This window comes from Gulosibacter macacae, assembly GCF_003865375.1.
In the GTDB taxonomy this organism is placed as follows: Bacteria; Actinomycetota; Actinomycetes; order Actinomycetales; family Microbacteriaceae; genus Gulosibacter; species Gulosibacter macacae.
The window spans coordinates 82,540-106,075 of record NZ_RQVS01000004.1; the positions used below are offsets into that span (position 1 = coordinate 82,540).

Consider the following 23,536-nt stretch of genomic DNA (forward strand, 5'->3'; position numbering starts at 1 on the left):
GTTACGCGGGTCAGCGTCGGAAGCGCGGGATGTCGACGGAGTGGCCGGCGTCGGGACGCACGATGACAGTCTGGTGCGCATCCAATTGCTCGGGTGCCCCAGCCGTCGATTCGTCAGCCGCAGCCCCTTCGACCGCCTCAGCGACCTCGAGATCAACGACGAGCGCCGCATCGGTAGCAACATTGCGCTTCAAGAGCGCCAACGCAATCGGGCCCTCGTCATAGTGTCGCACCGACGACGTGACCCGGCCGACCGGCTTCCCCGCTGCATCCTCGGCGAGGCGCACGAGCGCACCCGAACCGGGCAGTCGGCCGTCAATGCCGTCGAGATCAAGCAACGTCAGCCGGCGCGGCGGATGGCCGAGGTTATGCACCTTCGCGACCGTTTCTTGGCCCCGATAGCAGCCCTTCGACAGGTGCACCGACGAGCGCAAGAGATCAAGTTCGTGCGGCAGGATGCGGTCGTCAAACTCCGTCGCTGCGCGCGGTCGCCAGGCCGCCACCCGCAATGCTTCGAGTGCGAGTGCGCCGGCAACGTCAAGCTCGCCAGCACGCACCCGCGCGACGAGCGCGGCGCGACCGGCAGCATCAAGCAGGTGGATGCGCCGACGAAAGGTGCGACCGGGGTGCGAGTCGGGTGCCACGGCCGCGTAATTCGCGCCACCGGGTGCCCCAGTCGCCCAGGGGTCGGTCCAGATGAGCGGCACGCCGTTCGGTGCGACGGCGCCCACATCAAGGCCCTGATCATCGAAGCTCGGTGCAATCGTCGTGACCGCAAAGAACTCGTCGCTCACATCGGTCACTTCCACTCGCATGCGGAAGCGCATCTTGTGGAACCACGCGGCAACCGGCTCTGCCGCATCCGGTTCGACGATGAGATATGCCGCAGTGCCGTCGTCGATGATGTCGAGCGCGTATTCGATGCGGCCCTGTTGGTTGAGTAGCAGCGTCTCGGCACTCGTGGCACCATCGGCACCCGCCACGAGCCGCTGCGAGGTGAGCGAGTCGATCCACGAGATGCGATCTTCACCGGCAATGCGCACGACGCCGAGGTGCGAGCCGTCAACAACCGCGCGACCGCGATCGAGCTTGCGCTGCTCGGGCATTGGCGCGCCATAGTGGGCCGGCACACCAGCATCGGGGGCGACCCCGGCAATGGCGCCGGGCAGGTCAAGAAATGGCGAGTGGGTCACTTAGTTCGATTCAGCAGGGTCAACGCGGTCGAGTTGCGCGGAGGCGTGCGTCGCGAGCTCCTGGTCGAGCGCGGCGATATCCCACGCCCAGAACAGGCGATTCTGCACGAGTCCGTAGAGGCGGGTCGCCGAGCGGTAGTCCTCGGCGCCCTTCGCGCGCAGCACACCATCGGTGGCGAGATCGACGCGGGGTCCGCGGATCATGCCGTAGTAGAGCTCAATCACGCCGGTCGGATGCGCGATCGAGACTTCAAGATCAAAGCCGCCGTCGCTATTGCGGAGGGTTTCGACGGCATCCGCGTTCGGCATCGACGAGTCCTGCGTCGGCGGCAGGAGCCCCGGGCCGACGTCGCCGGCGTCGCGTTCGCGAGCCAGGCGCCAATAGCCAACCTCGCCCGAGAGTGGCACGGCAACCGGCTCGGCGTCGTCGGCGTCCGTGGCTGCATCCGCGTCGTCAGCATCCGGCAATAGCCACACTTGCGAGCGGTACTCGAGGTGCGGCAGATCGTCGTGCCGAAACTCAACGCGCTGGCGGAAGGGATGCATCCGAGTTTCGCCGTCGATGGCGTACTCGACCATGCCCTCGCCCTCCCAGACTCCGATGAGCCAGGAAAGCGGCACAAGTTCGGGCGGCAGGCCCGTGGGGATTTCCATCATGAGCGGAGCTCGTGACGAGGAGGGTTAGCTCTGGCCCTTGAAGAGGCGACGGATGACCACCGTCGCGACGCCGAGGATGCCGAGGACGGCCGCGCCCAGCAGACCCATGAACAGGTACTCGAAAAACATTGGCAGATCCATGCGGCCAGTCTAGCCGAGGCCCCGCCGCTACGACGACGTGAGCACGAGCCCGCCGGCGCCGGTGAGCACGAAGATGAGCGAGGCCGCCCCGAGTACGACGGCCGCACCGCCCAAACTCAGCGACATGCGGTGGATGAACCCCTCGGGTTTCGCGGTGACCAATTGCACGAGCGCCGCAAGAAACACGAGCATGAGCATCGCAATCGGCACCCAGGCCAGCTTGCGATCGTCAGCGGCGAGCACACCGACGAGGGCTGCGGCGACAACTGCCGAGACCCAGACGATGCCGATTCCCACGCGCTCCGATGACATGCATCCCATTGTGCCGGATGCCGCTCGGTACGATGGTGAGCGGAAATGAGAGGGAGGTGCCCGGTGGCAACGCTCGCACTCTTCAGCGCCCGAGGCATCGACGCAGCGCTTCCCGCCCTGGCGCTCCTCCCCCACACGGTGCGCGTCGTCGCGCCCTCAGCCGCCGGGCTCGCCGAGGCGGCACAGGCCGACCTCTATCTCGTTGACGGCACGAACGATCTCGTGTCGGCGAAGCGCCTGAGCCAATTGCTCCACACCGCGGCCCCGCTCGTACCCGTACTGCTCACGCTCACCGAGGGCGGCCTGCCCGCACTCAGCCGCGATTGGGGCCTTGCCGATGTGATCTTGCGCGATGCCGGACCCGGCGAAATTGACGCCCGCATCCGGCTTCTGCACGTGCCGCAGGTTGTTGAGGAGCGCAGTGGCACGGTGCGCGTCGGTTCGCTCATCATCGACGAAGACTCCTATGCCGCAACCTTCCGCGGTCGCACCCTCGATCTCACCTACAAAGAGTTCGAATTATTGCGACACCTGGCTGCGCATCCCGAGGTCGTGTTCACCCGCGAGCGCCTCCTCGACGAGGTCTGGGGCTACGACTACTACGGCGGCACCCGCACAGTCGATGTGCACGTGCGACGCCTGCGCGCCAAACTCGGCGACCACGAGACCGTGATTGGTACGGTGCGCAATGTTGGCTATCGCCTGCTGCGCCCGGGTACTGACGAGGATGCGTTGCTTCCGGGTGCCGGTGACGTCACCGACCTTCGTCCGCTCACGTCGCAGGAGGCTGCCTCATGACCCCATCGCTCACGCCGATTCGCGGTGACGAACTCGGTGCCGCGCTCGGCGCATTCAGTGAAGCCGTGACCACCGTTGACGGGGTCGCTCCCTTTAATGAGGAGACGCTGCTGCGCCCCGAGGCACGCACCGGCTTCGTGATTGATGGCGAGGATGCTCCGCTCGCACTCGCGCTCGGTCACCACCTCGATGACCGCAGCTTTGAAGCCGAGCTTGCCGTGGAGCCGGACGCGCGCCGGGCTGGCCTCGGCCGTGCACTCGTCGAGCGGCTCGTCGAGATCACGGGTGAGCAGCCCTTGAGCGTTTGGGCGCACGGCGATCTCCCCGGCGCCCGCGCGCTCGCTGATCGGCTTGGATTCACGGCGGTACGCACGCTCTATGTGCTTGAGAAGCCGCTCGACGGCGAACTGCCCGCTCCGCAGCCGGCCGCAGGCACCCGCATCCGCGCCTTTGACCCCGCCACCGACGCTGACGCCTGGGTTGCGCTGAATGCCCGCGCGTTTGCCGACCACCCCGAGCAGGGGCGACTGCAACGAGCTGACCTTGACGCTCGGATGCAGCAATCGTGGTTCCGTGCCAATGATTTCCTCGTGCTCGTCGACGAGCACGAGCGGCTCATCGGCTACAACTGGTGCAAGGTCATCGAGAGTGATGCCGGCATCGACGAGGCTGAGATTTACGTCATCGGCATCGACCCGGATGCCGCTCGTGCCGGTCATGGCACGGCGCTCATGCGTGCTGGGATGCAGCACCTGCGCGCGCGTGGCGCGGACTCGGTAGTTCTTTATGTCGACGGCGGAAACGAACGCGCGGTGTCGCTCTATCGGCGCCTCGGTTTCGTGAACCGCGCTGTCGACGTGCAGTACCGCAACTAGCCGCACTTCGAGTGCCTCAGTGCACGAGCCGTCGCGCTGAAACACTCGAAACTCCCGCGCGCTGAGGTTCTCGAAGCGCAGCCACTCACGTTCATCCACCAGTGACAGGATCACCGTCATGAACTTCCCGCTCGACACGCTCGACGACCTTGGTCTCGACCGCTACATCGACCGCGAGCTGAGCTGGCTCGCCTTTAATCAGCGCGTGCTTGAACTCGGCGAGGACAAGTCGCTACCGCTGCTTGAACGCTCCAACTTCCTCGCGATCTTCCCCTCGAACCTCGACGAGTGGTTCATGGTGCGTGTCGCCGGTCTCAAGCGCCGCATCGATACCGGCCTTGCGGTACCGACGCCCGCGGGCGTCGCTCCCACCGACGAACTCGCGCAGATTCGCACCAAGGCGCGCGAGCTGCAGCTGCGCCACGCGGCGGCGTTCAACGATGATGTGCGCCCTGCGCTTGCTGCAGAAGGTATCCGCATCCTCTCGTGGGCCGAGCTCAGCGATGGCGCGCGCGAGCACCTCCACGAAGTCTTCCTCAGCGAGATCTTCCCGGTACTCATGCCGCTCGCCGTCGACCCGGCGCATCCCTTTCCCTATATTTCGGGGCTCTCGCTCAATCTCTCGGTGCGGGTGCACAATCCGGTGACGAAGAAGACTGAATTTGCCCGCCTCAAGGTGCCGCCGGTGCTCCCGCGACTGTTCCCGCTGCGTGCTCCCGAGGGCGAGAGCTGGTTCATCCTGCTCGAGGACCTCATCGCGCACCACCTCGACGCGCTCTTCCCGGGCATGCAGGTCATCGACCACCACGCCTTCCGCATCACCCGCAACGAAGACGTGACGATCGAAGAAGACGAGACCGAGAACCTGTTGCAGGCGCTCGAAAAGGAACTGCTGCGGCGCCGCTTTGGCCCGCCCATTCGCCTCGAGGTCTCGGACGACATGGACGTCGAGACGCTGAACCTTCTCAAGGATGAGCTCGACATCACCGACGACGAGGTCACCGTGCTCTCGGGCCCGCTCGACCTCACCGCGTTGTTCGGTCTCGGCGGCGTGCGTCGCCCCGACCTCAAGTTCGCCACCCACGTGCCGCAGACGGCCGCCGCCTTCCGCACGAGCGATTCCGATGAGCAGGCCGATATTTTCGGCGCGATTGCCGAGCGCGATGTGCTTGTGCAGCATCCCTATGAATCGTTCTCGACGAGCGTGCAGGCGTTCATTGAGCAGGCCGCGAGCGACCCGGATGTGCTCGCGATCAAGCAGACGCTCTACCGCACCTCGGGTGACTCCCCCATCATCGCCTCGCTGATCAAGGCGGCCGAGTCGGGTAAGCAGGTGCTCGCGCTCGTTGAGATCAAGGCCCGCTTCGACGAGCAGAACAATATCGTTTGGGCGCGCAAGCTCGAGAAGGCTGGCGTGCACGTGGTCTACGGCCTGGTCGGCCTCAAGACGCACTGCAAGCTGCTGCAGGTGATTCGCCGCGAGGATGGCCGGCTGCGCACCTACAACCACATCGGCACCGGCAACTACAACCCGAAGACCTCGCGCATCTATGAGGACCTCGGGCTCTTCACCCGCGACGAAGAGGTGTCGGGCGACATTACGCGCCTGTTTAACCAGCTCTCGGGCTACGCGATCGAGCGCGATTTCAAGCGCCTGCTCGTCGCTCCCCTGCACCTGCGCAAGGGCCTGCTTGACCTCATCGAGCAGGAGCGCCAGGCAGCATTGCGCGGCGAGCCGGCCCGCGTGCGCGTCAAGGTGAACTCGATGATCGACGAGCAGTTCATCGACGCGCTCTACGCGGCCAGCCGCGCCGGGGTGCAGGTCGACGTATTCGTGCGTGGCATCTGCGGGGTGCGCCCGGGCGTGCCCGGGATGAGCGAGAACATCCGGGTGCGTTCGGTCATCGGTCGCTACCTCGAGCACTCGCGCATCTTTGCCTTCCACAACGGCGGCGATGAGCAGGTCTATATGGGGTCGGCCGACATGATGCACCGCAACCTCGACCGCCGCATCGAGGCGCTCGTGCGCCTGAGCGACCCCGACCACGTGCAGCAGTGCATCGACATGTTTGAGCTCGCGATGTCGGATGGCACCTCGACCTTCCACATGGGATCAGATGGTGTGTGGACGCGACACCACGTCGACGCTGCGGGCAATCCGCTGCTCGATATGCACGACGAGATGATGCGCCGCATCGTCGCCCGCCCGCGCCTGCACTCACTGCGGTAGCGTCGAGTCGCCAGCCCGCTCGCCAAGCTCAAATGAGGATGCGTTAATGCCAGTTTCCGTGGATCCGGACACCACTGTCTACGCCGCCGGCGCGCTGCTGTGGCGCGTCGAGGCCGGCAAGATACGGGTGCTCCTCATCCATCGCGAACGTCACGGCGACTACTCGCTGCCGAAGGGCAAAGTGGATGCGGGAGAAACGCTCCCCGAGACCGCCGTTCGTGAGGTTTGGGAAGAGACGGGCTACCGAGTCGCACTCGGCGCGCCGCTCGGGTTCATCGACTATGTGCTTCCCTCGGGACGCCCGAAGGAAGTGCACTACTGGTCGTGCGAGATCGGTGAGGCCGACTACCAGGCCCACGAGTTTCGGCCCAATAGCGAGGTCGACCAGCTCGAGTGGATGTCACCGAAGAAGGCCCTCGCACGCCTGAGCTATGAGCGCGATCGCGAGGTCGTGCAATTGCTGCTCGATCGCATTGAGCGCGGCGTTGCCCGCACCTTTCCGATCATTGCGCTACGGCATTCCAAGGCGGTGCCGCCGCTGTCCTGGCCCGGCGATGACGACTCGCGACCGCTCACCGCACGCGGCAAAGCGCAGTCTGAGCAGATCGTGCCGATCTTGCGGGCCTATCTGCCGCAGCGCATCGTGACGTCGACGGCCGTTCGCTGCCGCGCAACTATTGCGCCGCTCGCACATGAGGTCGGCATCACGCCCGAAAGTGTGCGCGCACTTTCGCAATCGGCAAGCGCATCCGATGGCGCGATTCGCCAGGTATTCGATGGCATCCTCGCCGCTCGCGACGCGGTCGTCGTGTGCAGCCACTCGCCAGTGATGCCGGAGATCGTCTCGAGCCTCGCCCACGCCACCCAGACGCGTCTGAGCGGTCTCTCGCGCCAGGCAATGTTGTCGACGGCCGAATGCTCCGTCATGCACGTTCCAAGCGATGATCCGAGCCGCGGCATCGTTGCGGCAGAGACTCACGGGCCAATTATTTAGCGCCTCCGACGAGGGGTTTTGCGAGAACGTCACTAGTGACGAGCGCACTTAAGAATGCCATTCGTTTACCTTACGTTCACCTGCGCACCGCCGCGCGGTCACCGACGACCCTTAGCGTCACTGCGAACCCGTTCTGGTTCCCAAACCACCTGCATGGAGGACATTCAATGAAGCTTTCGCGCGTCGGCACCTCGCTCGCCATGACCGCCATCGCCGCTCTTACGCTCGCTGGCTGCGCCGGCGGCGGCACCCCCGCTGCGACCGACGGTGCTGCCACCGACGGTGCCGCTTCGACCGACGGCGCTTCGGCCGGCGGCTCGCTCTCGGGCAACCTCGAGGCCACGGGCGCCAGCTCGATGGAAAAGGCTCAGGTTAACGGCTGGGTCCCCGGCTTCCAGGCTGTTCAGCCGGACGTCGTCGTGAACTACACCGCAACCGGTTCGGGCACCGGCCGCGAGAACTTCCTCGCTGGCCAGTCGCACTTCATCGGTTCGGACCGCGCCTACAAGCTTGACGAGATCTCGGCTGGCGGCTTCTCGCTCTGCGCCGACGGTACCCCGCTCGTCGAGTTCCCGGCCTACATCTCGCCGATCGCAATCGCCTACAACCTCCCGGGCGTTGAGAGCCTCAAGCTCGACGCAACCGTGATCGCCAACATCTTCGCTGGCAAGATCACCACCTGGAACGACCCGGCCATCGCCGCCCTCAACGAAGGCGTCGAGCTCCCCTCGTCGAACATCACCGCTGTGCACCGTGGTGACAAGTCGGGCACCACCGGCAACTTCCTCTCGTACCTCGAGGAAGCCGCTCCCGAGGCTTGGACCTACGGCACCGACGACACCTTCCCGGCTGAGCTCGGTGGCGAGTCGGCAGACAAGACCGCTGGTGTTGCTGCTGCAATCGAGGGTGGCGAGAACACCATCGGTTACCTCGACGCCTCGGCTGCTTCGAACCTCCAGGTTGCTGAGATCAAGTCGGGCAACGACTTCGTTGCTTACTCGCCCGAGGCTGCTGCTGCAGTCGTCGGCGGCTCGCCGCTCGAAGAGGGCCGCGAGAAGACTGACGTCGTCTACAAGCTCGACTACACCGGCGTTGAGGGTGCTTACCCGATCGTCCTCGTCTCGTACCTCATCGGTTGCTCGGAGTACAAGGACGCCGCCACTGGTGAGCTCGTGAAGGCGTACTTCGAGTACGTCGTCTCGGAAGAGGGCCAGGCTGCTGCCGTTGAGGCCGCCCAGAGCGCGCCGATCTCGGACGAGGTCCGCACCGCTGCTCTCGACGCGATCGCGACCATCAAGTAGCAATTCCTTGATTCGAGCCTGACTCGAATCACCAGACGATCTCGCCCGGTGCCGCGCTTATCGCCGGCACCGGGCCTGATCGTTTGAATGGAAACTCCCACCCCAAGTCCTCCAGCTCGAAGCTTCGCCAGGAAGGCCACTTTGATGTCGAGTACCGACACCGCTACCCCGACAGCGCCAACGCGTCCGGCCACCGTCCGGCGCGTGGGTGACACCGTATTTCAAACAATTTCGACCACCTCGGGCGCGCTCATCCTCGCGATCCTCGCCGCGGTGTTTATCTTCCTGCTCGCGCAGGGTGCCCCGGCCATCTTCTCGCCGGTCACCGACGCGAATGACGACCACCTGCGTGCCACGGCCGGCAGCTTCGGCGACTACGTGCTCCCGCTCGTGTTCGGTACCGTGTGGTCCTCGCTGCTCGCCATGCTCATCGCGTTGCCGGTCGGCATCGGTGTGGCGCTGTTCATCAGTCACTTCTCGCCGCGTCGTTTCGCCGGCCCCCTCGGCTTCGTCATTGACATGCTCGCGGCGGTTCCCTCGGTCGTCTTCGGTCTCTGGGGCATCCTGGTGTTTGCGCCCATCGCCGGCCCGCTCTACTCCTGGCTCGGCGAGAACATGTCGTGGATTCCGCTGTTCTCGGACAACCCGACCCCGACCGGTAAGAACATGATGACCGCAGCCATCGTGCTCGCAATCATGATCCTGCCGATCATCACCTCGCTCAGCCGCGAGATCTTCCTGCAGACCCCGCGCCTGCACGAAGAGGCTTCGCTCGCCCTCGGCGCCACGCGCTGGGAGATGGTCCAGCAGGCAGTCTTCCCGTACGCCAGCTCGGGCATCTTCGCATCCGGCATCCTCGCCCTGGGTCGCGCACTCGGCGAGACGATGGCCGTCACCATGGTGCTCTCATCGTCACCGATCATCACGTTCGAGCTGCTCTCCTCTGAGAACCCGCAGACGATCGCCGCAAGTATCGCCAAGAACTTCCCCGAGGCTCACGGCACCGACTCGTCGACGCTCATCGCCGGTGGTCTGGTGCTGTTCGCGATCACCCTTGCGGTGAACTCGATCGGCCGCTGGATCGTCGCTCGCGGCAAGAAGTAGGAGCTGACCAACATGACTACTGCAACTACAACTCCTGCCGTCGCCACGCGACCGCAAAACTCGCTCACCGCGGGTCGGCTGCCGAAGGGTGCAAGCGCCGCGATTCTGCTCGGCAGCTTCGTCGTCAGCGCCATCATCTTCCTCATCGCTTGGATGGCCTCGGGCGACCCGTTCTTCACCGTTGTGGAGCGCTCGGGCAAGCTCACGCTCAACTTCAACTGGGGCGGCTGGCTCGCACTCGGTGCGGTCATCTACCTCATCGCGATCTACGGCATCTCGCGCGCCGTTGAGGGCCCCCGTCAGGCCACCAACCGCTTTGTCATGGGCCTCGTGACGACCGCGTTCGTGCTCGCGATCATCCCGCTCGCCTCGCTCATCTACACGCTCGTCGTGAACGGCCTCCCCGGCATCGTGCAGCCGAACTTCTTCACCAACGACGCGTCGGTTCCCGGCCAGCGTGGTGCGCTGCACGCGATCGTGGGTACGCTGCTCATCACCCTCGCGACCTCGCTCATCTCGGTGCCAATCGGTATCTTCACGGCCATCTACCTCGTTGAGTACGGCAAGGGCAACATCATGTCGAAGGCGATCAACTTCTTCGTCGACGTGATGACCGGCATCCCCTCTATCGTCGCGGGTCTGTTCGCCTACGCCCTATTCGCGCTCATCACCACGGCCACCGGTGGCGACCTCACGACGGTGCGCGCCGGTATCGTTGGTGCGATCGCGCTCGTGGTGCTCATGATCCCGACTGTCGTGCGCTCGAGCGAAGAGATGATCCGCCTTGTCCCCCATGAGCTTCGTGAAGCCTCGTACGCGCTCGGTGTGCCGAAGTGGCGCACGATTAGCAAGGTTGTGCTCCCCACCTGTCTCGCGGGTCTCGTGACCGGTGTGCTTCTCGCCATCGCTCGCGTCATCGGTGAAACCGCTCCGCTGCTTGTTGCCGCGGGTCTGTTCCTCCGCATGAACGGCGACCTGTTCAACAACCAGATGGCATCACTCCCGACGTTCGTCTACCAGCAGTGGGGCTTCACCACCGAAGAGGGCAACCTGCTTGCCTGGGGTGGCGCGCTCATGCTTCTCGTCATCGTCATGCTCCTCAACGTGGTCGGCCGCCTCGTGTCCCACTTCTTCTCCCCGAAGGGCGACCGCTAGGTCGGGCCCGCGCGATTTTTAGAATTTAGAAAAGGAACTCTCTATGTCTAAGAGCATTGAAATCAAGGACCTCGACATCTACTACGACAAGTTCAAGGCTGTCGAGAATGTCAACATGACGATCGAACCGAAGAGCGTCACCGCCTTCATCGGCCCCTCGGGCTGTGGCAAGTCGACCGTGCTGCGTTCGATCAATCGCATGCACGAGGTCATCCCCAAGGCCTGGGTTGACGGCCAGATCCTCCTCGACGGCGACGACCTCTACGGCGCAGGCGTTGACCCGGTGCGCGTGCGCAGCCAGATTGGCATGGTCTTCCAGCGTCCGAACCCCTTCCCCACCATGTCGATTGGCGAGAACGTGCTTGCGGGCGTGAAGCTCAACAACAAGCGCATCTCGAAGAAGGACGCCGACGAACTCGTCGAGACCTCGCTTCGCGGCGCCAACCTCTGGGAAGAGGTCAAGGACCGTCTCGACGCCCCGGGCGCCGGCCTCTCGGGTGGTCAGCAGCAGCGTCTGTGCATCGCGCGCGCCATCGCGGTGAAGCCCGACGTGCTCCTCATGGACGAGCCCTGCTCGGCGCTCGACCCGATCTCGACGCTCGCGATTGAGGACCTCATCCACGAACTCAAGACCGACTACACGATCGTCATCGTGACGCACAACATGCAGCAGGCGACCCGTGTGTCGGACAAGACCGGCTTCTTCAACATCGCTGGCACCGGCAAGCCCGGCAAGCTCATCGAGTTTGACGAGACCCGCACGATCTTCGAGAACCCGGCGAACCAGCAGACCCAGGACTACGTCACCGGCCGCTTCGGCTAAGCCCGCGTAGTGCGCGCTACGGCCCCGGCTCCCTTGTGGAGTCGGGGCCTTTTCGCATGAAAAATGCCGGACCGCAGAACGCCTCTCGGCGGAAGGCCGCTCGCAGCGGCGAAAAATGGAGCCCGGGGTTACTGCGGCCCGGCAGGTCACCACTGTACCCGGCGAATCGGGATGCGCTCAAGGGCACGTTGCTCGCGCTGCGCGAACAGGCAGCATCCGCGTTCTAGTCGAGTCGGCCGTCGCGCGCCAGAGCCGCCGAAGCCGCAAGATCCTTCGAGAATTCGAGGTAGCGAGCCGAGCGCAGGGTGACGAGCGAGGCGTGCTCGGGGTCATCCGCATCCGTGACTTCGGCGAGCGCGTGGCTTCCGAGTGACATCACGGCGCTGAACGCGGCGGCGCGAGCCAGTGCATCCGCAAAGTCGCCGACGAACGCACCGCGCAAGATCTCTTCGGTGAGCGCACGAATCTCACGCGGGCCGGTCGGCTCAACCGCCCCGGCCACGATATGGCTGATCGAACGGTCAACCGCGACGCCGCGGCGGTACACCTCGGCGGTGCCGACAGCATCTCGCGAAACCGCTGCGTGGATGAGATACAGCCGCCAGAGCGATCCCGGCAGTGAGCGGGCCGCTGAGCGCGACCAGAGTTCGGCCACATCGTCGATGCCATTCTCGATCGTGTAGCGCACCGTGCGGGCGACCACCTCGGGGTCATCACTCCCCCGCACCCGGTGGAGCAGCGCCTGCGCGGTCTCATGCGCGATGCGGCTGATCGTCGCGGGATCTTCGGCGCCTTTGACAACATCGAACGCCTCGATCGGCAGGCGCACTGGACGGTGCGGTCGCTCCATACGTGCTCTCCTTTCAATCGCGGCTTGCGCATCTAAGTCTGCGCGCCCAAGGGCGAGGATGCGAACTCGTTCGCTTGTCGCGCATCCCGCGTTGCCGGGCGGGTCGTGCCCGCCGCCGCCGTAGGCTGGCAGTCATGGCCCTTCGTAGTGACTCCCCCGCCCCCGATGCTGCCCGCGATGACGCTGCCCTGAGCGGCACCGTGGATGGGCGGAGCTTGCCCGAACACACGGTCAAGCGAGTCACGGCCGCGGTGCTTGCAGTGGTGCTGCTTGTGACGCTCTTCGTGCCCTGGTGGCTCACTGACCCGGTCGTGCGACTTGAGTTCCCCGTGTTCGCCGGCTGGCAGCTGTTCGCGGCCGGGCTCGGCATTGCGCCGTTTGCGGGTTACACGGGCTTTTCGGTGTTCGGCAATGTATTGCTCGGTGTCGTGCCGGTATTGCCCTTGCTAGTACTCATTGCGCTGCTCGTGGTGCGGGCCACGAAGCCGCGAGCGCTCCCGGGAACGACCATCGTGCTCTGGGCCGTGTTTGCGTTCCTCGCCGCGATATGGCTGGTTGTGCTCGGCTGGGCGCGACTCAACGCCACGCAGGGCGAGCATCCGGCCACCTGGGGGCTACTCATCGCAACGATCGTGTCGCTGTTCACCGCAACCGCGTTCGGCAATTGGTGGCGGCTCGGCGAGAAGTCGCTGTGGCCGCGGCGCGGCGGCCTGCGCCTTGGTGCCGCCGAAGAGCCCAATGATGGCGATGCGCTGACGACCGAACAATTGCTCCAGGCGCTCGATGAGGAGGATGCGGCGAAGCCTGCCCCCGACGACGAGGGTGACAAACCGAGTCGCTAGAGGCGCTACCCTAGTAGCCGACGGGCCTATAGCTCAGCTGGCAGAGCATCGGACTTTTAATCCGCGGGTCGCGGGTTCGAGCCCCGCTGGGCCCACTTACTTTCCTCACGTGTTCACCTGAGACTCACCGGAAGCTCGGCAAGACTGCTTCGAACGGTCGCACCGCGCGGCCGAAACGGAGGCTCATCATGACGGACTTCGCCGATATTGACCCAGATGTGCTTGGCCTCGACGTGAGCGAGTGGGTCAACTCCGATCCGATTGACGCCGCATCGCTGCGCGGGCAGGTGGTCATGGTCGAGACCTTCCAAATGCTCTGCCCCGGATGCATTGAGCACGGCCTGCCGACAGCCCGCCGCGTACACAATGCGCTGAGCAATCAGGGCGTTCGAGTGCTCGGCCTGCACACGGTGTTTGAGCACCACAAGGTGCAAGATGCGGATGCGCTGCGCGTGTTCGTCGCCGAGTATCGCTTCCCCTTCCCCATCGGTATTGACCGACCGGTTCCTGGGCGGGCGATCCCCTCGACAATGGACCGCTATCAATTGCAGGGCACCCCCTCAACGCTCGTTGCCGATCGAGCCGGACGCATCCGCAGCATCTCGTTCGGCCAGGTCGACGAGATCAAACTCGCCGCACTGCTCGGACGAGTGCTCGCCGAGCCAGCGCCGGAAGGCTAGCTACATCGCCCCAAACGCGAGGCTGGCCGCCAGCGCGAACATGATGAGCGCGATGACCACATCGAGGATGCGCCATGACAGCGGCTTCGCGAACAGCGGCCGCAGAAAGCGCGCACCAAAGCCGAGTGTGAAGAACCAGGCGAAACTCGCCGAGGCCGCCCCCGCTCCAAACCACCAGCGATTCTCGGCGTAGCTCGTTGCGACCGACCCCATGAGCATCACGGTGTCGAGGTAGACGTGCGGGTTAAGCCAGGTAATTGCCGCGATCGAGAGCATGACGAGCTTGAGCGAGGTGCGCGAGCCACCCTCATCCGTGTTGAGCACCTCGGGCTTGAACGCGCGCCGCAACGCGAAGATGCCGTAGCCAATCAGGAACAGGATGCCGCCCCAGCGAATGACGCCCAGGAGCCACGGCACGAGTTGCAGGAGTGCCCCGAGACCGAAGATGCCGAAGAAGATGAGGATCGCATCCGAGCTCGCACAAAACAGCACCACCGGTAACACATGCTCGCGACGCAAGCCCTGCCGAAGCACGAACGCGTTCTGTGCGCCGAGCGCAATAATGAGCGAGAGACTGAAGCCGAAACCGGCGAGCGCCGCAGCAACGGCAGTGGACTGAGTGAGCACCCAGCGAGCGTATTGACTCGCACAACAACAGTCCAGTTCAGGATTCTTGGCCTACATTAGTAGCTCTAATGGAACTTGAACTCGCGCGCCTGCGCGCCCTCGCCGCCGCCGTCGACCAGGGCACTTTCGACGCGGCCGCCGCGGCGCTGCACGTCACCCCGTCGGCGATCAGCCAGCGCATCCGCGCACTCGAAAAGGATGCAGGTCGGGTGCTGCTCATTCGCTCCCGACCCGTGGTGCCGACCGCCGCTGGCGAGAGCCTGCTGCGCCTCGCGCGCCAAATCGACGTGCTCGCGGCCGACGCGGCGCTCGCACTCGACGGGCCCGCCGCATCCCTGCCCATCGCCGTCAATGCCGACTCGCTCTCGACCTGGGTGTTGCCGACGCTTGCGCCGCTTGCCGCCGAGATCGCGTTCGAGTTTCACCGCGGCGACCAATCGCGCACGCTCGAGCAATTGCGCGCCGGCACGGTGGTCGCGGCCATCAGCTCTGATGATGAGCCGGTGCAGGGATGCACGGTCAGCAGGCTTGGCGCCATGCGATATCTGCCGGTTGCTGCGGCCTCGTATTGCGCCCGTTGGTTTCCGAATGGCGCGGATGCGGCAACGCTCGCACACGCGCCGGTGCTCGAGTTTGATGAGCACGATGATCTGCAGCGGCAGGTGCTCGAGCGCATCGCCCCTGGCGCCGCACCGCCGCGACATCGGGTGCCCGGCTCGGTCGACTTCGCGGCGGCAGCGCGTCTCGGCTTCGGCTGGGGCATGGTGCCCGAGCCGCAGCTCACGGCCGATCTCGTGCCTATCCTCGCGGATGCGGCGATCGATGTGCCGCTCTACTGGCACGCCTGGACGCTGGGCACGCCAGCCCTCGAGCGCACTGCGGCAGCACTCCTGACCGCGGCGGCGCAGTCACTGCGATAGCAGAGAACTGCCTAGAGACCACGTGCGGTGAGCCAACCCATCGCATCAATTGGCTGGCCAGCCACCACCACTTCAAGGTGCAGGTGACAGCCGGTGGAAAGACCGGTGGTGCCAGCGAGCGCAATAGCTTGCCCCGCGACAACCCGTTCACCCACCCGTACACCGAGCCCGCCATCGGCAATATGCGAATACGAAATGCGGGTGCCATCGGCGAGCATAATTTCAATGTGATTGCCGTAGGTACCGAGCCAGCCTGAGTAGGTCACCGTGCCCGCAGCGACCGCATAGATGGTAACGCCGCAGGTTCCGCCGGTCACGAAATCGGTACCGTAGTGCATTGCCGAACCGCCATTGACTGGATGCGTACGCGGACCAAACGGGCTGGAAATCGTTGCGTTCGCCATCGGTGCGGCAAACCCGAGCGCATTCACGGCACCGGGTGGCGAGGCGAGCAATGTCTGGCGCGTTGCGATCATGGTCGACAGATAGCTCGTGGGCGCCACGTTATAGCCGAGTTCGCGCAGGATATCGGCGAGCACATTCTGGTTGTTCTCGGCGATATTGAGCTGGCTCGTGAGCCATTGCTGCGCCGCCACGGCGTCAGTCTTGGCCGTTTCAGCTTCGTCTTCGAGCCGTTCAGCTTCGTCGCGCGCGACCTCAGCGCTGTCGAGTAGCCGGTCGATTTCGATCGCGGTGGCCTCGGCGAGGGCGCTGAGTTCAGACTCGTTCACCGAGAGCGCCGAGACGACACCGTATTGGTAGAGCAGGTCATCGTGCGGGTCGACCGAGAGGAACACCCCGAGCTCGGGAGGAACGACGTAGCTTCCCGAACGCATTCGTTGCACGAGCATCCCGACCGTTTCGTCAGAGAGGGTCGCGTTATCGCGCAGGATTGTCGCGTCAGCCTCGAGCTGATCGACGGTGCCGCGCGCTTCTTCGGCGGCGGTGCGGGCGAGATCGTAGGCAGCGCCGGTCTGGTCAACCTTCGTTTGTGCCTCGCGCAGCGCATCGTCGATGAGCTTGAGTTGCGCCTCAACCTGTCTCGCGAATTGCGCCACCGCGGCCGGGTCACCGGCCACGCGCTGCATGTCTTCGCGGGTGGCGAAGTCGATTACACCGAGGTCGGGCGCACCTGTGGGCGTCGAAGCGGGTGGCGTCACGCCCGGCGTGGGTGTTGCTATCGGGGCGCCGCCGCTGGTCGGCGGCGTCGTGGGGCCAGCCGTCTCAGTTGGATTGCTCGGTGTCGGATTGCTCGGTGTCGGATCGCTCGGTGTCGGGTCGCTTGGCACCGGGTCGGTAGATGTCGGGTCGCTCGGTGCCGGGTCACTCGGCGTGGGATCAGTGGTTGACCCGGGATCGCTCGGTGGCGTGGAATCGCTCGGGGGCGCCGGATCAGCCGGTTCTGCGACCGGCGGCGCGGCCGGGTCAACCGTGCGCACGGCCGGTGCCGCAGGACCTGCGACCGCCGCGAGCGCTGGGCCCCCGAGCAAAAGGGTGGATGCGGTGAGCGCTGCGAGCATCCAGCGGGCACGCTTCGGTACTGCTACCGACCAATTGCCACTCATGCGACCGCCCGCCACCTGAGGGGAGCGCATCCTTGCGACTTCTCCCTTGATAACGCCCATTGTCCACCCTGAACCTGAATCAAGTCCACTATTCAACCCAGACTTCTTCACACCTCGGTCTATTTCGCTGTGTTTCGTGCTACCTCCGCGTTGTTGGCTCGGTCACGTACTCTGCATGCAGGCACCGGCACCGGTGCCGAGCCGCCCTGGCTAGCCCGAATCACAGGTTTCTTCGGAGGACGCGATGACAAAACGACGCCGCGATCTGCCCGATGATGCGCCGAGGCCAACACAAGACGAACTCGACGAGGCGCGGCACCTGGGCGCACTCACCGGCGTGATGCCGGTGTTCGCCGAATACTTGGAAGGCTCGGAAGCCGCCCGCTCCCCCGAGGTGCCCGCCCACCTCTACGAAGAAGACGCCGACCCTGGCGACAATTGGGCCTATGGCCCCGACGGCTCACGCATGTGGGGGCGCTTCGGTGCCGCAGGCCTGCTCGCCCTCGATCGCAACCGCGGTGTGCTGCTGCAACACCGCGCCGCCTGGAGCCACTTCGGCGGCACCTGGGGGATTCCCGGTGGCGCCCTGAATCGTGGCGAAGATGCACACACCGCCGCGATGCGCGAAGCGTTCGAAGAAGCTGCCGTGCCGCCGGATGCGCTTGATCCGCTGTTCAGTCGAGTGGTCGACCTCGGTTTCTGGCGATACACGACCCTCGTCGCCGAAACCACCCGCACGATCGAAGCGCGCATCACCGATGAAGAATCAGCCGGCCTTGCCTGGGTCGCGCCGAGCGAACTCGAGCGATTGAAACTGCATCCCGGTTTCGGCAGTTCGTGGCCGGTGCTGCGCACCCAATTGGGCCCGCGGCCGCTCCTCGTCGTCGATGTCGCCAATGTCATGGGTGCGAAACCCGACGGCTGGTGGCGTGATCGCGCGGGCGCCGCGGCACGGCTCATCCGCGACCTTGCTCGGGTCGCCACGACTGGTGTTGATGCAGCGCTCTTCGACATGGATGCGGCGGTCGTGTGGCCGCGCGTCGTATTCGTCGTCGAAGGGCAGGCTGTGACGGATGCGGTGCTCACCGAGTCGCGCCACCCGCGGGTGAGCGTGGTGGCCGCCTCGGGCGCGGGTGATGACCGCATCCTCGAAGCAGTTTCGGAGGCCGCGAGCGCCGCTCCTGAACTGCCGATTCTGCTCGCGAGCAGTGACCGCGAATTGCGTGCGCGCGCCGCTGAGTTTGGCGCGAACGCCATCGGGGGCGCAGCCGCGTTGCAGCTCGCGCCAGACGACGAATAGGCAAGGCCGACGATGAGTAGGTGAATTCCACAGCCAGACTCGCCTGGCGCTCAGCCCACCCGTCGTAACATGCAAAAGAGCGTCGGGATCACCGATCGAAACCGCGAGGGAGCTATGCACCGGAACACAAGCGCGGTCGTACGCGCCGGTTTTGTCGCCGAGTTCGGCCAGGAACCCGCCGGCATTTGGTCGGCTCCTGGTCGTGTGAGTCTCATGGGTGACCACACCGACATCGAAGACGGCATCACTTATGGCTTCACCTACGAGGCCCGTTCTGCCGTCGCCGTGCGCCTGCGCGACGACGACCAGATCAGCATTCGCACTGACCTCACCGATGAGCAGGTCGAAACGACGCTCGCCGAACTCACCCCGCCGACCGAGCACAGTTGGAAGGACTACCCGCTCGGCGTGATTTGGGCGATGCGCAATTGGCTCGCCGACCGTCCCGCCGACGACGAGGGCGCGACCCCACGAACGGCGACGGGGCTCGACCTCTTCATTACGACTGATGTGCCGATCGGCGGCGGACTGGCTTCGAGCGCATCGCTTTGTGCAGCGCTCACGGTCGCGCTCAACGAACTTTGGGATCTCGATGTCGACCGCTATCGGCTCGCCCGCTTCGGCCACGAGGTCGAGAATGTCTATATCGGCGCCTCGGCCGGCATGTCCGATCACGTGACCGTGCTGTCGGGCGATGAAGACCACGATGTGTTCTTTGACGCCCGCGGCGGCGATGTTTCGCTCATCGATGTGCCAGCGCTTGCCGCTGAGGGCTTCGCGCCAATCCTGATCGAAAGCGGCGAGACCCACCGTAATTGGGCTGGCACCGTCAACGATCGCCACGAGGCGTGCCAGCGTGTGTCGCGCACGCTTGGGCTCCAGGCGCTGCGTGAAATGGATGCGGACGATCTGCAGGCGGCGGCCGAGCGTGTCGATCCGGTCGATTTTCAGCGGGCACGGTACATCGTGACCGAGATTCAGCGCGTGCTTGATTTCACGCGGCTCTTGCGCACCGAGGGTGCGAGCGCGGTCGGGCGGCTCTTTACCGAGTCACAGCAGTCATTGCGGGATGATTTTGAGGTGTCGACGAAGCGGGTCGACACGATCTGTGAGATTGCGCTCGCCGCTGGGGCTACCGGTGCCCGGATGACAGGATCTGGTTTTGGCGGGTCGGTGTTTGCGCTCGTGCCGCTCGAACACGTTGACCAATTGCGGTCAATGCTTGCCGAGGCGTACGCCGAGTACGGCTGGGAGGGCCTCGAAATCTACGAGGCGCACTCCTCCCCCGGCGCCCGCCGCGACGCGTAGGGCGCAGGGGTCTCGATACGCTTCGCTACTCGACCAACCAGGGAATCTGGTTGGTCGAGTAGCGCGAAGCGCGTATCGAGACCACCCACGCACCGCTTACAGCTGCGAGCGCTCCGCAGTCTCCACGACATTCGCGAGCAGCAGCGCCCGGGTCATCGGTCCGACCCCACCGGGGTTCGGCGACACCGCGCCAGCCACATCCCACACTGCCGGGTCGACATCGCCGCGCACCTTCGACTTGCCCGTGTCGGGGTCTTCAATGCGCGAAACACCCACATCGAGCACTGCCGCGCCCGGCTTCACCCAATCGGGCTGCACGAGCGAGGCCGAACCGGCCGCCGCGATGATCACGTCGGCCGTGCGCGCGATGGCGCCGATGTCGGGCGTACCCGTGTGCGTCAGTGTCACCGTCGCATTGATGCTGCGGTGGGTGAGCAGCGAACCGATTGAGCGACCCACCGTCACACCACGACCAATCACCACGACATGCTTGCCATCGAGCGAGATGCCGTTGCGCTGCAGCAACTCGATGCATCCGCGCGGAGTGCACGGCAGCGGCGAGTGAATTGGCGTTTTGGCATTGAGCACGAGTCGACCAAGGTTCATTGGATGCAGACCATCCGCATCCTTGGCCGGATCGATCCGCTCGATCACCGCATCCTGATCAATGTGCTTCGGCAACGGGAGCTGCAGAATGTAGCCGGTGCACGCTGGATCGGCGTTGAGCGCATCGATAGCTGCCTCAACGTCGTCCTGAGTGGCATCCGCGGGGAGGTCCACGCGAATCGACTCAATGCCCACGGCCTCGCAATCGCGGTGCTTGCCCGCGACATAGAGCTGCGAGCCCGGGTCGTTACCGACGAGCACCGTCGCAAGGCCTGGCACGATACCGGCCTCGCGCAACTTGGTGACACGCTCGCGCAGTTCGTCCTTGATTTGGCCCGCGGCAAACGTGCCATCAAGTCGACGCGCGGTCATGCGTAGACCAGGCCCTCGTAAAGCGGGAAAGCCTGGGCGAGCGCGGCGGTGCGAGCCTTGAGCGCGGCGATGTCGGGGTTCGGCTTGAGGGCCGAGGCGATGACATCAGCAACCTCGGCGAATTCGGCGTCGCCGAAGCCGCGGCTCGCAAGCGCCGGCGTGCCGATGCGCAGGCCCGAGGTGACCATCGGCGGGCGCGGGTCGTTCGGCACCGAGTTGCGGTTCACCGTAATGCCGACCTCGTGCAGCAGGTCTTCGGCCTGCTTGCCATCGATCACCGCGTCGCGGAGGTCAACGAGCACGAGGTGCACCTCGGTGCCGCCGGTGGTGAGGGCGATACCCGCCTCGCGCACATCGGCCTGGGTGAGGCGCTCGGCGAGCAGCTGGGCACCGCGGAGCGTGCGCTCCTGGCGGTCGCGGAATTCCGGCGTCATCGCGAGCTTGAACGCGGTGGCCTTTGCCGCAATGACGTGCATGAGCGGGCCGCCCTGCTGGCCCGGGAAGACTGCCGAGTTGATCTTCTTCGAGAGTTCGGCGTCGTTGGTGAGGATGAGGCCCGAGCGCGGGCCACCGATCGTCTTGTGCACCGTCGACGAAGTGACGTGGGCGTGCGGCACCGGGTTCGGGTGCAGGCCCGCGGCGACAAGGCCAGCGAAGTGGGCCATGTCGACCCAGAGGTAAGCGCCCACCTCGTCGGCGATCGCGCGGAACGCAGCGAAGTCGAGCTGACGCGGGTAGGCCGACCAACCGGCGATGATCACCTTCGGCTGGTGCTCGAGCGCGAGGCGACGCACCTCATCCATGTCGACGAGGCCAGTCTCGTAGTTCACGCCATAGGCGGCCACGTTGTAGAGACGGCCCGAGAAGTTGATCTTCATGCCGTGCGTGAGGTGGCCACCGTGGTCAAGCGAGAGGCCGAGGATGGTGTCGCCAGGGGTGGCGAGGGCGTGGAGCACGGCGGCGTTCGCCGAGGCACCCGAGTGGGGCTGCACGTTCGCGAACTCGGCGCCGAACAGCTGCTTCGCGCGGTCGCGGGCGAGGTCTTCAGCGACATCGACGACTTCGCAGCCGCCGTAGTAGCGGCGGCCGGGGTAACCCTCGGCGTACTTGTTCGTGAGCACGCTGCCGACAGCCTCAAGCACCGAACGGGGCACGAAGTTTTCGGAGGCGATCATCTCGAGCGTGTTGCGCTGACGCTCGAGTTCGCCCTGTAGCACCGCGTTGATCTCGGGGTCGACCTGCGAAAGCGGAAGGTTCTGGTAATCGGACACGTGGGACTCCTTAGTCATTCCGGCTCTGCGAACTGGATGGTCTTGGTGTCGGCGAGCCCAGGCGTGCGGCTCGTGATCCGTGGCCGCTCCCCGATGGTGACCCACCTGACGCCAGTCGCGACTCGAACAATCCTAGACCTAGCATCCGGGGTCGTTGCCGCAGATGACCGGATGTGTCGCTACTGTGCCGGCGTGGCCCCGCCGCGTAGCGCATCCTGTCGCCGCTTCATGCGCAGGTCGATGATGACCGACATGATTGTCGCGCCCGCAATGAGCGTGAGATAGAACGCGCCCGGCGCACTGAAGCCGAAGTCGTCGAGGAGGAGCCCGCCGAGGTAGGCGCCCGAAGCTATGCCGAGGTTGAATCCCGAGGTGTAGAGGGCGCTCGCAAGATCGCGCTGATTGTTCGGCGAAACCGCGATGAGCCGCGATTGCAGCAACACCGGCATGAAGCCCATCGACACGCCCCACACGAGGATGCCGACGATGACGAGGGCAAATTGACCGGGCAGGAGCGCCACTAATCCGCCACCGATGAGCATGAGCGCGGCCGACACATAAAAGCCGATGCGCGGGCGACCGGTGAAGATCGTGCCGGTGAGCGCGGTCGCGATCGCGGCGGCGACGCCATAACCGAAAAGCACTGCTGGGAGCCATGGTTCGGGCAGGGAGCCCGGACCAAGAAGGTAGGGCGAGATATAGGAATAGAAGCCGTACTGCCCGGTCATGATCAGTGCGCAGAGGATGCACGTGAGTACGACCATCCGCATCGATCGATTCGGCCGTGGCGGCAGATTGGCCGCGCGACCGATCTGCTCGGGGTCACCAAGGGCACCCGGGGCGGGCTGCACTTCGATCGGTGAGGTGTCGACGGGCACGCGATCGGCACCGCGCGGCAGTACAAACCAGAGCAGCACCGCGACCACGAGGCAGCTCAGCGCGAGCACGACGAAGGTCCAGCGCCAGCCGACGAACTGGCCGAGGGCGGTCCCGAGCGGCACGCCGAGTACGAAGGCAAGGCCACCACCGCCCGAGGTAATTGACACCGCTTTCGTGAGGTTTTCACGGCTCACGAGGGTGCCCGTGTAGGCGGTCACCGAAGCCCAGAAGACCCCATGCGCGATGCCGGTGAGGATGCGCGTAAGCACGATGAGCGAGTAGGTCGGAGCGATTGAGGTGAGGAGCGTGCCGACCACGAAGGTCGTAAGCACCGCCACGAGCAGGATGCGCTTCGGCACCCGGTGCAGGAGCGCCATGAGCGGCGTCGAGGTGATCACCACGGTGAACGCGAAGATCGACATGAGTAGGCCCACCTGCGAGTCACTCACCCCGAGGTCGGGGCTCATGAGGTGCATGAGGCCCGTCGGCAACATCTCGATAGTGATCGACATGAACGTCGCCGCCGCGAGCATGATCAGCGGCAGCAGCGGGAGTTTTTCAGTGGTCGTGGGCACCGATAGAGCCTACGCGTCACCAGTAGCACTTGATAGGTGCCAATCTCCGCCTCACAGCACGCTATGTCTGCTGTGAGGGGAGATAGGTGGCTGTGAGGCGGGAATTGGCACGCGACCGCCGCGACCGTTGTCGTACGCTGGTGCGGTGAACGACACCGC

At 65.1% G+C, this 23,536-nt stretch carries 23 protein-coding genes, 1 tRNA gene and 1 riboswitch; of the genes, 15 read left to right on the forward strand and 9 right to left on the reverse strand.

The genetic code is table 11. From position 1 onward, the window contains the following. Window positions 1–10 precede the first annotated feature (10 nt). The 3 genes from ygfZ to EG850_RS04195 form a co-directional block, all read right to left on the reverse strand. Window positions 11–1,192 (reverse strand): CAF17-like 4Fe-4S cluster assembly/insertion protein YgfZ, encoded by a 1,182-nt coding sequence (ygfZ, locus tag EG850_RS04185; protein ID WP_124970419.1) that lies wholly within the window; start codon window positions 1,190–1,192, stop codon window positions 11–13. Beyond that, window positions 1,193–1,849, reverse strand: a complete 657-nt coding sequence (locus tag EG850_RS04190; RefSeq protein ID WP_124970422.1) for an FABP family protein — start codon at window positions 1,847–1,849, stop codon at window positions 1,193–1,195. It lies immediately after the preceding gene. Window positions 1,850–2,017: 168 nt separating this feature from the next. Then, complete coding sequence (locus tag EG850_RS04195; protein ID WP_124970425.1) at window positions 2,018–2,302, reverse strand: hypothetical protein; 285 nt, start codon at window positions 2,300–2,302, stop codon at window positions 2,018–2,020. A 63-nt stretch (window positions 2,303–2,365) separates the two neighbouring features. Here EG850_RS04195 and EG850_RS04200 point away from each other — a divergent pair, with 63 nt between their 5' ends. From EG850_RS04200 to pstB, 8 genes are all read left to right on the forward strand, one after another. Next, window positions 2,366–3,100, forward strand: a complete 735-nt coding sequence (locus EG850_RS04200) for a response regulator transcription factor (protein ID WP_235829205.1) — start codon at window positions 2,366–2,368, stop codon at window positions 3,098–3,100. Next, window positions 3,097–3,975 (forward strand): mycothiol synthase, encoded by an 879-nt coding sequence (mshD, locus tag EG850_RS04205; RefSeq protein ID WP_124970431.1) that lies wholly within the window; start codon window positions 3,097–3,099, stop codon window positions 3,973–3,975. Before EG850_RS04200 ends, mshD begins: the two co-directional genes overlap by 4 nt. 118 nt (window positions 3,976–4,093) lie before the next feature. Then, the gene (locus EG850_RS04210; protein WP_124970434.1) at window positions 4,094–6,205 is read left to right on the forward strand and encodes an RNA degradosome polyphosphate kinase; all 2,112 of its coding nucleotides are present in this window, start codon (window positions 4,094–4,096) and stop codon (window positions 6,203–6,205) included. 46 nt (window positions 6,206–6,251) lie between these two features. Continuing rightward, window positions 6,252–7,199, forward strand: coding sequence for an NUDIX hydrolase (locus tag EG850_RS04215; RefSeq protein ID WP_124970437.1), 948 nt, complete (start codon window positions 6,252–6,254; stop codon window positions 7,197–7,199). Window positions 7,200–7,366: 167 nt separating this feature from the next. Beyond that, window positions 7,367–8,500 carry a phosphate ABC transporter substrate-binding protein PstS gene (gene pstS, locus EG850_RS04220; protein WP_124970440.1) on the forward strand — a complete coding sequence of 378 codons (1,134 nt, stop codon included), beginning with the start codon at window positions 7,367–7,369 and terminating at the stop codon, window positions 8,498–8,500. A gap of 144 nt (window positions 8,501–8,644) precedes the next feature. Further along, window positions 8,645–9,604 carry a phosphate ABC transporter permease subunit PstC gene (gene pstC / locus EG850_RS04225; protein WP_124970443.1) on the forward strand — a complete coding sequence of 320 codons (960 nt, stop codon included), beginning with the start codon at window positions 8,645–8,647 and terminating at the stop codon, window positions 9,602–9,604. 12 nt (window positions 9,605–9,616) lie between these two features. Then, the gene (pstA, locus tag EG850_RS04230) at window positions 9,617–10,759 is read left to right on the forward strand and encodes a phosphate ABC transporter permease PstA (protein WP_124970446.1); all 1,143 of its coding nucleotides are present in this window, start codon (window positions 9,617–9,619) and stop codon (window positions 10,757–10,759) included. Between the two features lie 43 nt (window positions 10,760–10,802). After that, entirely contained in the window at window positions 10,803–11,582 is a 780-nt protein-coding gene (gene pstB / locus EG850_RS04235; protein ID WP_124970449.1) for a phosphate ABC transporter ATP-binding protein PstB, read from the forward strand. A 223-nt stretch (window positions 11,583–11,805) separates the two neighbouring features. Here pstB and EG850_RS04240 read toward each other — a convergent pair whose 3' ends face one another. Beyond that, complete coding sequence (locus EG850_RS04240) at window positions 11,806–12,432, reverse strand: DNA-directed RNA polymerase subunit beta (RefSeq protein ID WP_124970452.1); 627 nt, start codon at window positions 12,430–12,432, stop codon at window positions 11,806–11,808. 134 nt (window positions 12,433–12,566) lie between these two features. On the opposite strand from EG850_RS04240, the gene EG850_RS04245 reads away from it, so the two are divergent. From EG850_RS04245 to EG850_RS04255, 3 genes are all read left to right on the forward strand, one after another. Next, complete coding sequence (locus EG850_RS04245; protein ID WP_124970455.1) at window positions 12,567–13,274, forward strand: hypothetical protein; 708 nt, start codon at window positions 12,567–12,569, stop codon at window positions 13,272–13,274. Between the two features lie 22 nt (window positions 13,275–13,296). Continuing rightward, a tRNA-Lys gene (locus tag EG850_RS04250) sits at window positions 13,297–13,369 on the forward strand. 93 nt (window positions 13,370–13,462) lie between these two features. Further along, window positions 13,463–13,954 carry a peroxiredoxin family protein gene (locus tag EG850_RS04255; protein WP_124970458.1) on the forward strand — a complete coding sequence of 164 codons (492 nt, stop codon included), beginning with the start codon at window positions 13,463–13,465 and terminating at the stop codon, window positions 13,952–13,954. On the opposite strand, the gene EG850_RS04260 is transcribed toward EG850_RS04255, so the two are convergent. Next, window positions 13,955–14,581 carry a LysE/ArgO family amino acid transporter gene (locus tag EG850_RS04260; RefSeq protein ID WP_124970460.1) on the reverse strand — a complete coding sequence of 209 codons (627 nt, stop codon included), beginning with the start codon at window positions 14,579–14,581 and terminating at the stop codon, window positions 13,955–13,957. A gap of 68 nt (window positions 14,582–14,649) precedes the next feature. Here EG850_RS04260 and EG850_RS04265 point away from each other — a divergent pair, with 68 nt between their 5' ends. Continuing rightward, complete coding sequence (locus tag EG850_RS04265) at window positions 14,650–15,501, forward strand: ArgP/LysG family DNA-binding transcriptional regulator (protein WP_124970463.1); 852 nt, start codon at window positions 14,650–14,652, stop codon at window positions 15,499–15,501. An 11-nt stretch (window positions 15,502–15,512) separates the two neighbouring features. Here the strand turns inward: EG850_RS04265 and EG850_RS04270 are convergent, their stop codons facing one another. Continuing rightward, window positions 15,513–16,661 (reverse strand): M23 family metallopeptidase, encoded by a 1,149-nt coding sequence (locus EG850_RS04270; RefSeq protein ID WP_124970465.1) that lies wholly within the window; start codon window positions 16,659–16,661, stop codon window positions 15,513–15,515. Between EG850_RS04270 and EG850_RS04275 the strand changes: the two genes are divergently transcribed. The 3 genes from EG850_RS04275 to EG850_RS04285 all read left to right on the forward strand — a co-directional run bounded on the left by EG850_RS04275 (window position 16,636) and on the right by EG850_RS04285 (window position 19,674). After that, complete coding sequence (locus tag EG850_RS04275; RefSeq protein ID WP_124970468.1) at window positions 16,636–17,085, forward strand: hypothetical protein; 450 nt, start codon at window positions 16,636–16,638, stop codon at window positions 17,083–17,085. The genes EG850_RS04270 and EG850_RS04275 overlap by 26 nt on opposite strands. 225 nt (window positions 17,086–17,310) lie before the next feature. Then, window positions 17,311–18,366, forward strand: coding sequence for an NUDIX domain-containing protein (locus tag EG850_RS04280; protein ID WP_235829206.1), 1,056 nt, complete (start codon window positions 17,311–17,313; stop codon window positions 18,364–18,366). Window positions 18,367–18,480: 114 nt separating this feature from the next. Continuing rightward, window positions 18,481–19,674: a galactokinase gene (locus EG850_RS04285; protein WP_185714938.1), complete on the forward strand. Its 1,194-nt coding sequence runs from the start codon at window positions 18,481–18,483 to the stop codon at window positions 19,672–19,674. 96 nt (window positions 19,675–19,770) lie between these two features. Here EG850_RS04285 and EG850_RS04290 read toward each other — a convergent pair whose 3' ends face one another. The 3 genes from EG850_RS04290 to EG850_RS04300 all read right to left on the reverse strand — a co-directional run bounded on the left by EG850_RS04290 (window position 19,771) and on the right by EG850_RS04300 (window position 23,377). Beyond that, window positions 19,771–20,652: a bifunctional methylenetetrahydrofolate dehydrogenase/methenyltetrahydrofolate cyclohydrolase gene (locus tag EG850_RS04290; RefSeq protein ID WP_124970474.1), complete on the reverse strand. Its 882-nt coding sequence runs from the start codon at window positions 20,650–20,652 to the stop codon at window positions 19,771–19,773. Continuing rightward, a complete protein-coding gene (gene glyA / locus EG850_RS04295) occupies window positions 20,649–21,923 on the reverse strand; it encodes a serine hydroxymethyltransferase (RefSeq protein ID WP_407920578.1) in 1,275 nt (424 codons plus the stop codon). Before glyA ends, EG850_RS04290 begins: the two co-directional genes overlap by 4 nt. Before the next feature lie 48 nt (window positions 21,924–21,971). Further along, a riboswitch (ZMP/ZTP riboswitch) is annotated at window positions 21,972–22,052 on the reverse strand. 50 nt (window positions 22,053–22,102) lie between these two features. Beyond that, the gene (locus tag EG850_RS04300) at window positions 22,103–23,377 is read right to left on the reverse strand and encodes an MFS transporter (RefSeq protein ID WP_124970480.1); all 1,275 of its coding nucleotides are present in this window, start codon (window positions 23,375–23,377) and stop codon (window positions 22,103–22,105) included. Window positions 23,378–23,536 lie beyond the last annotated feature (159 nt).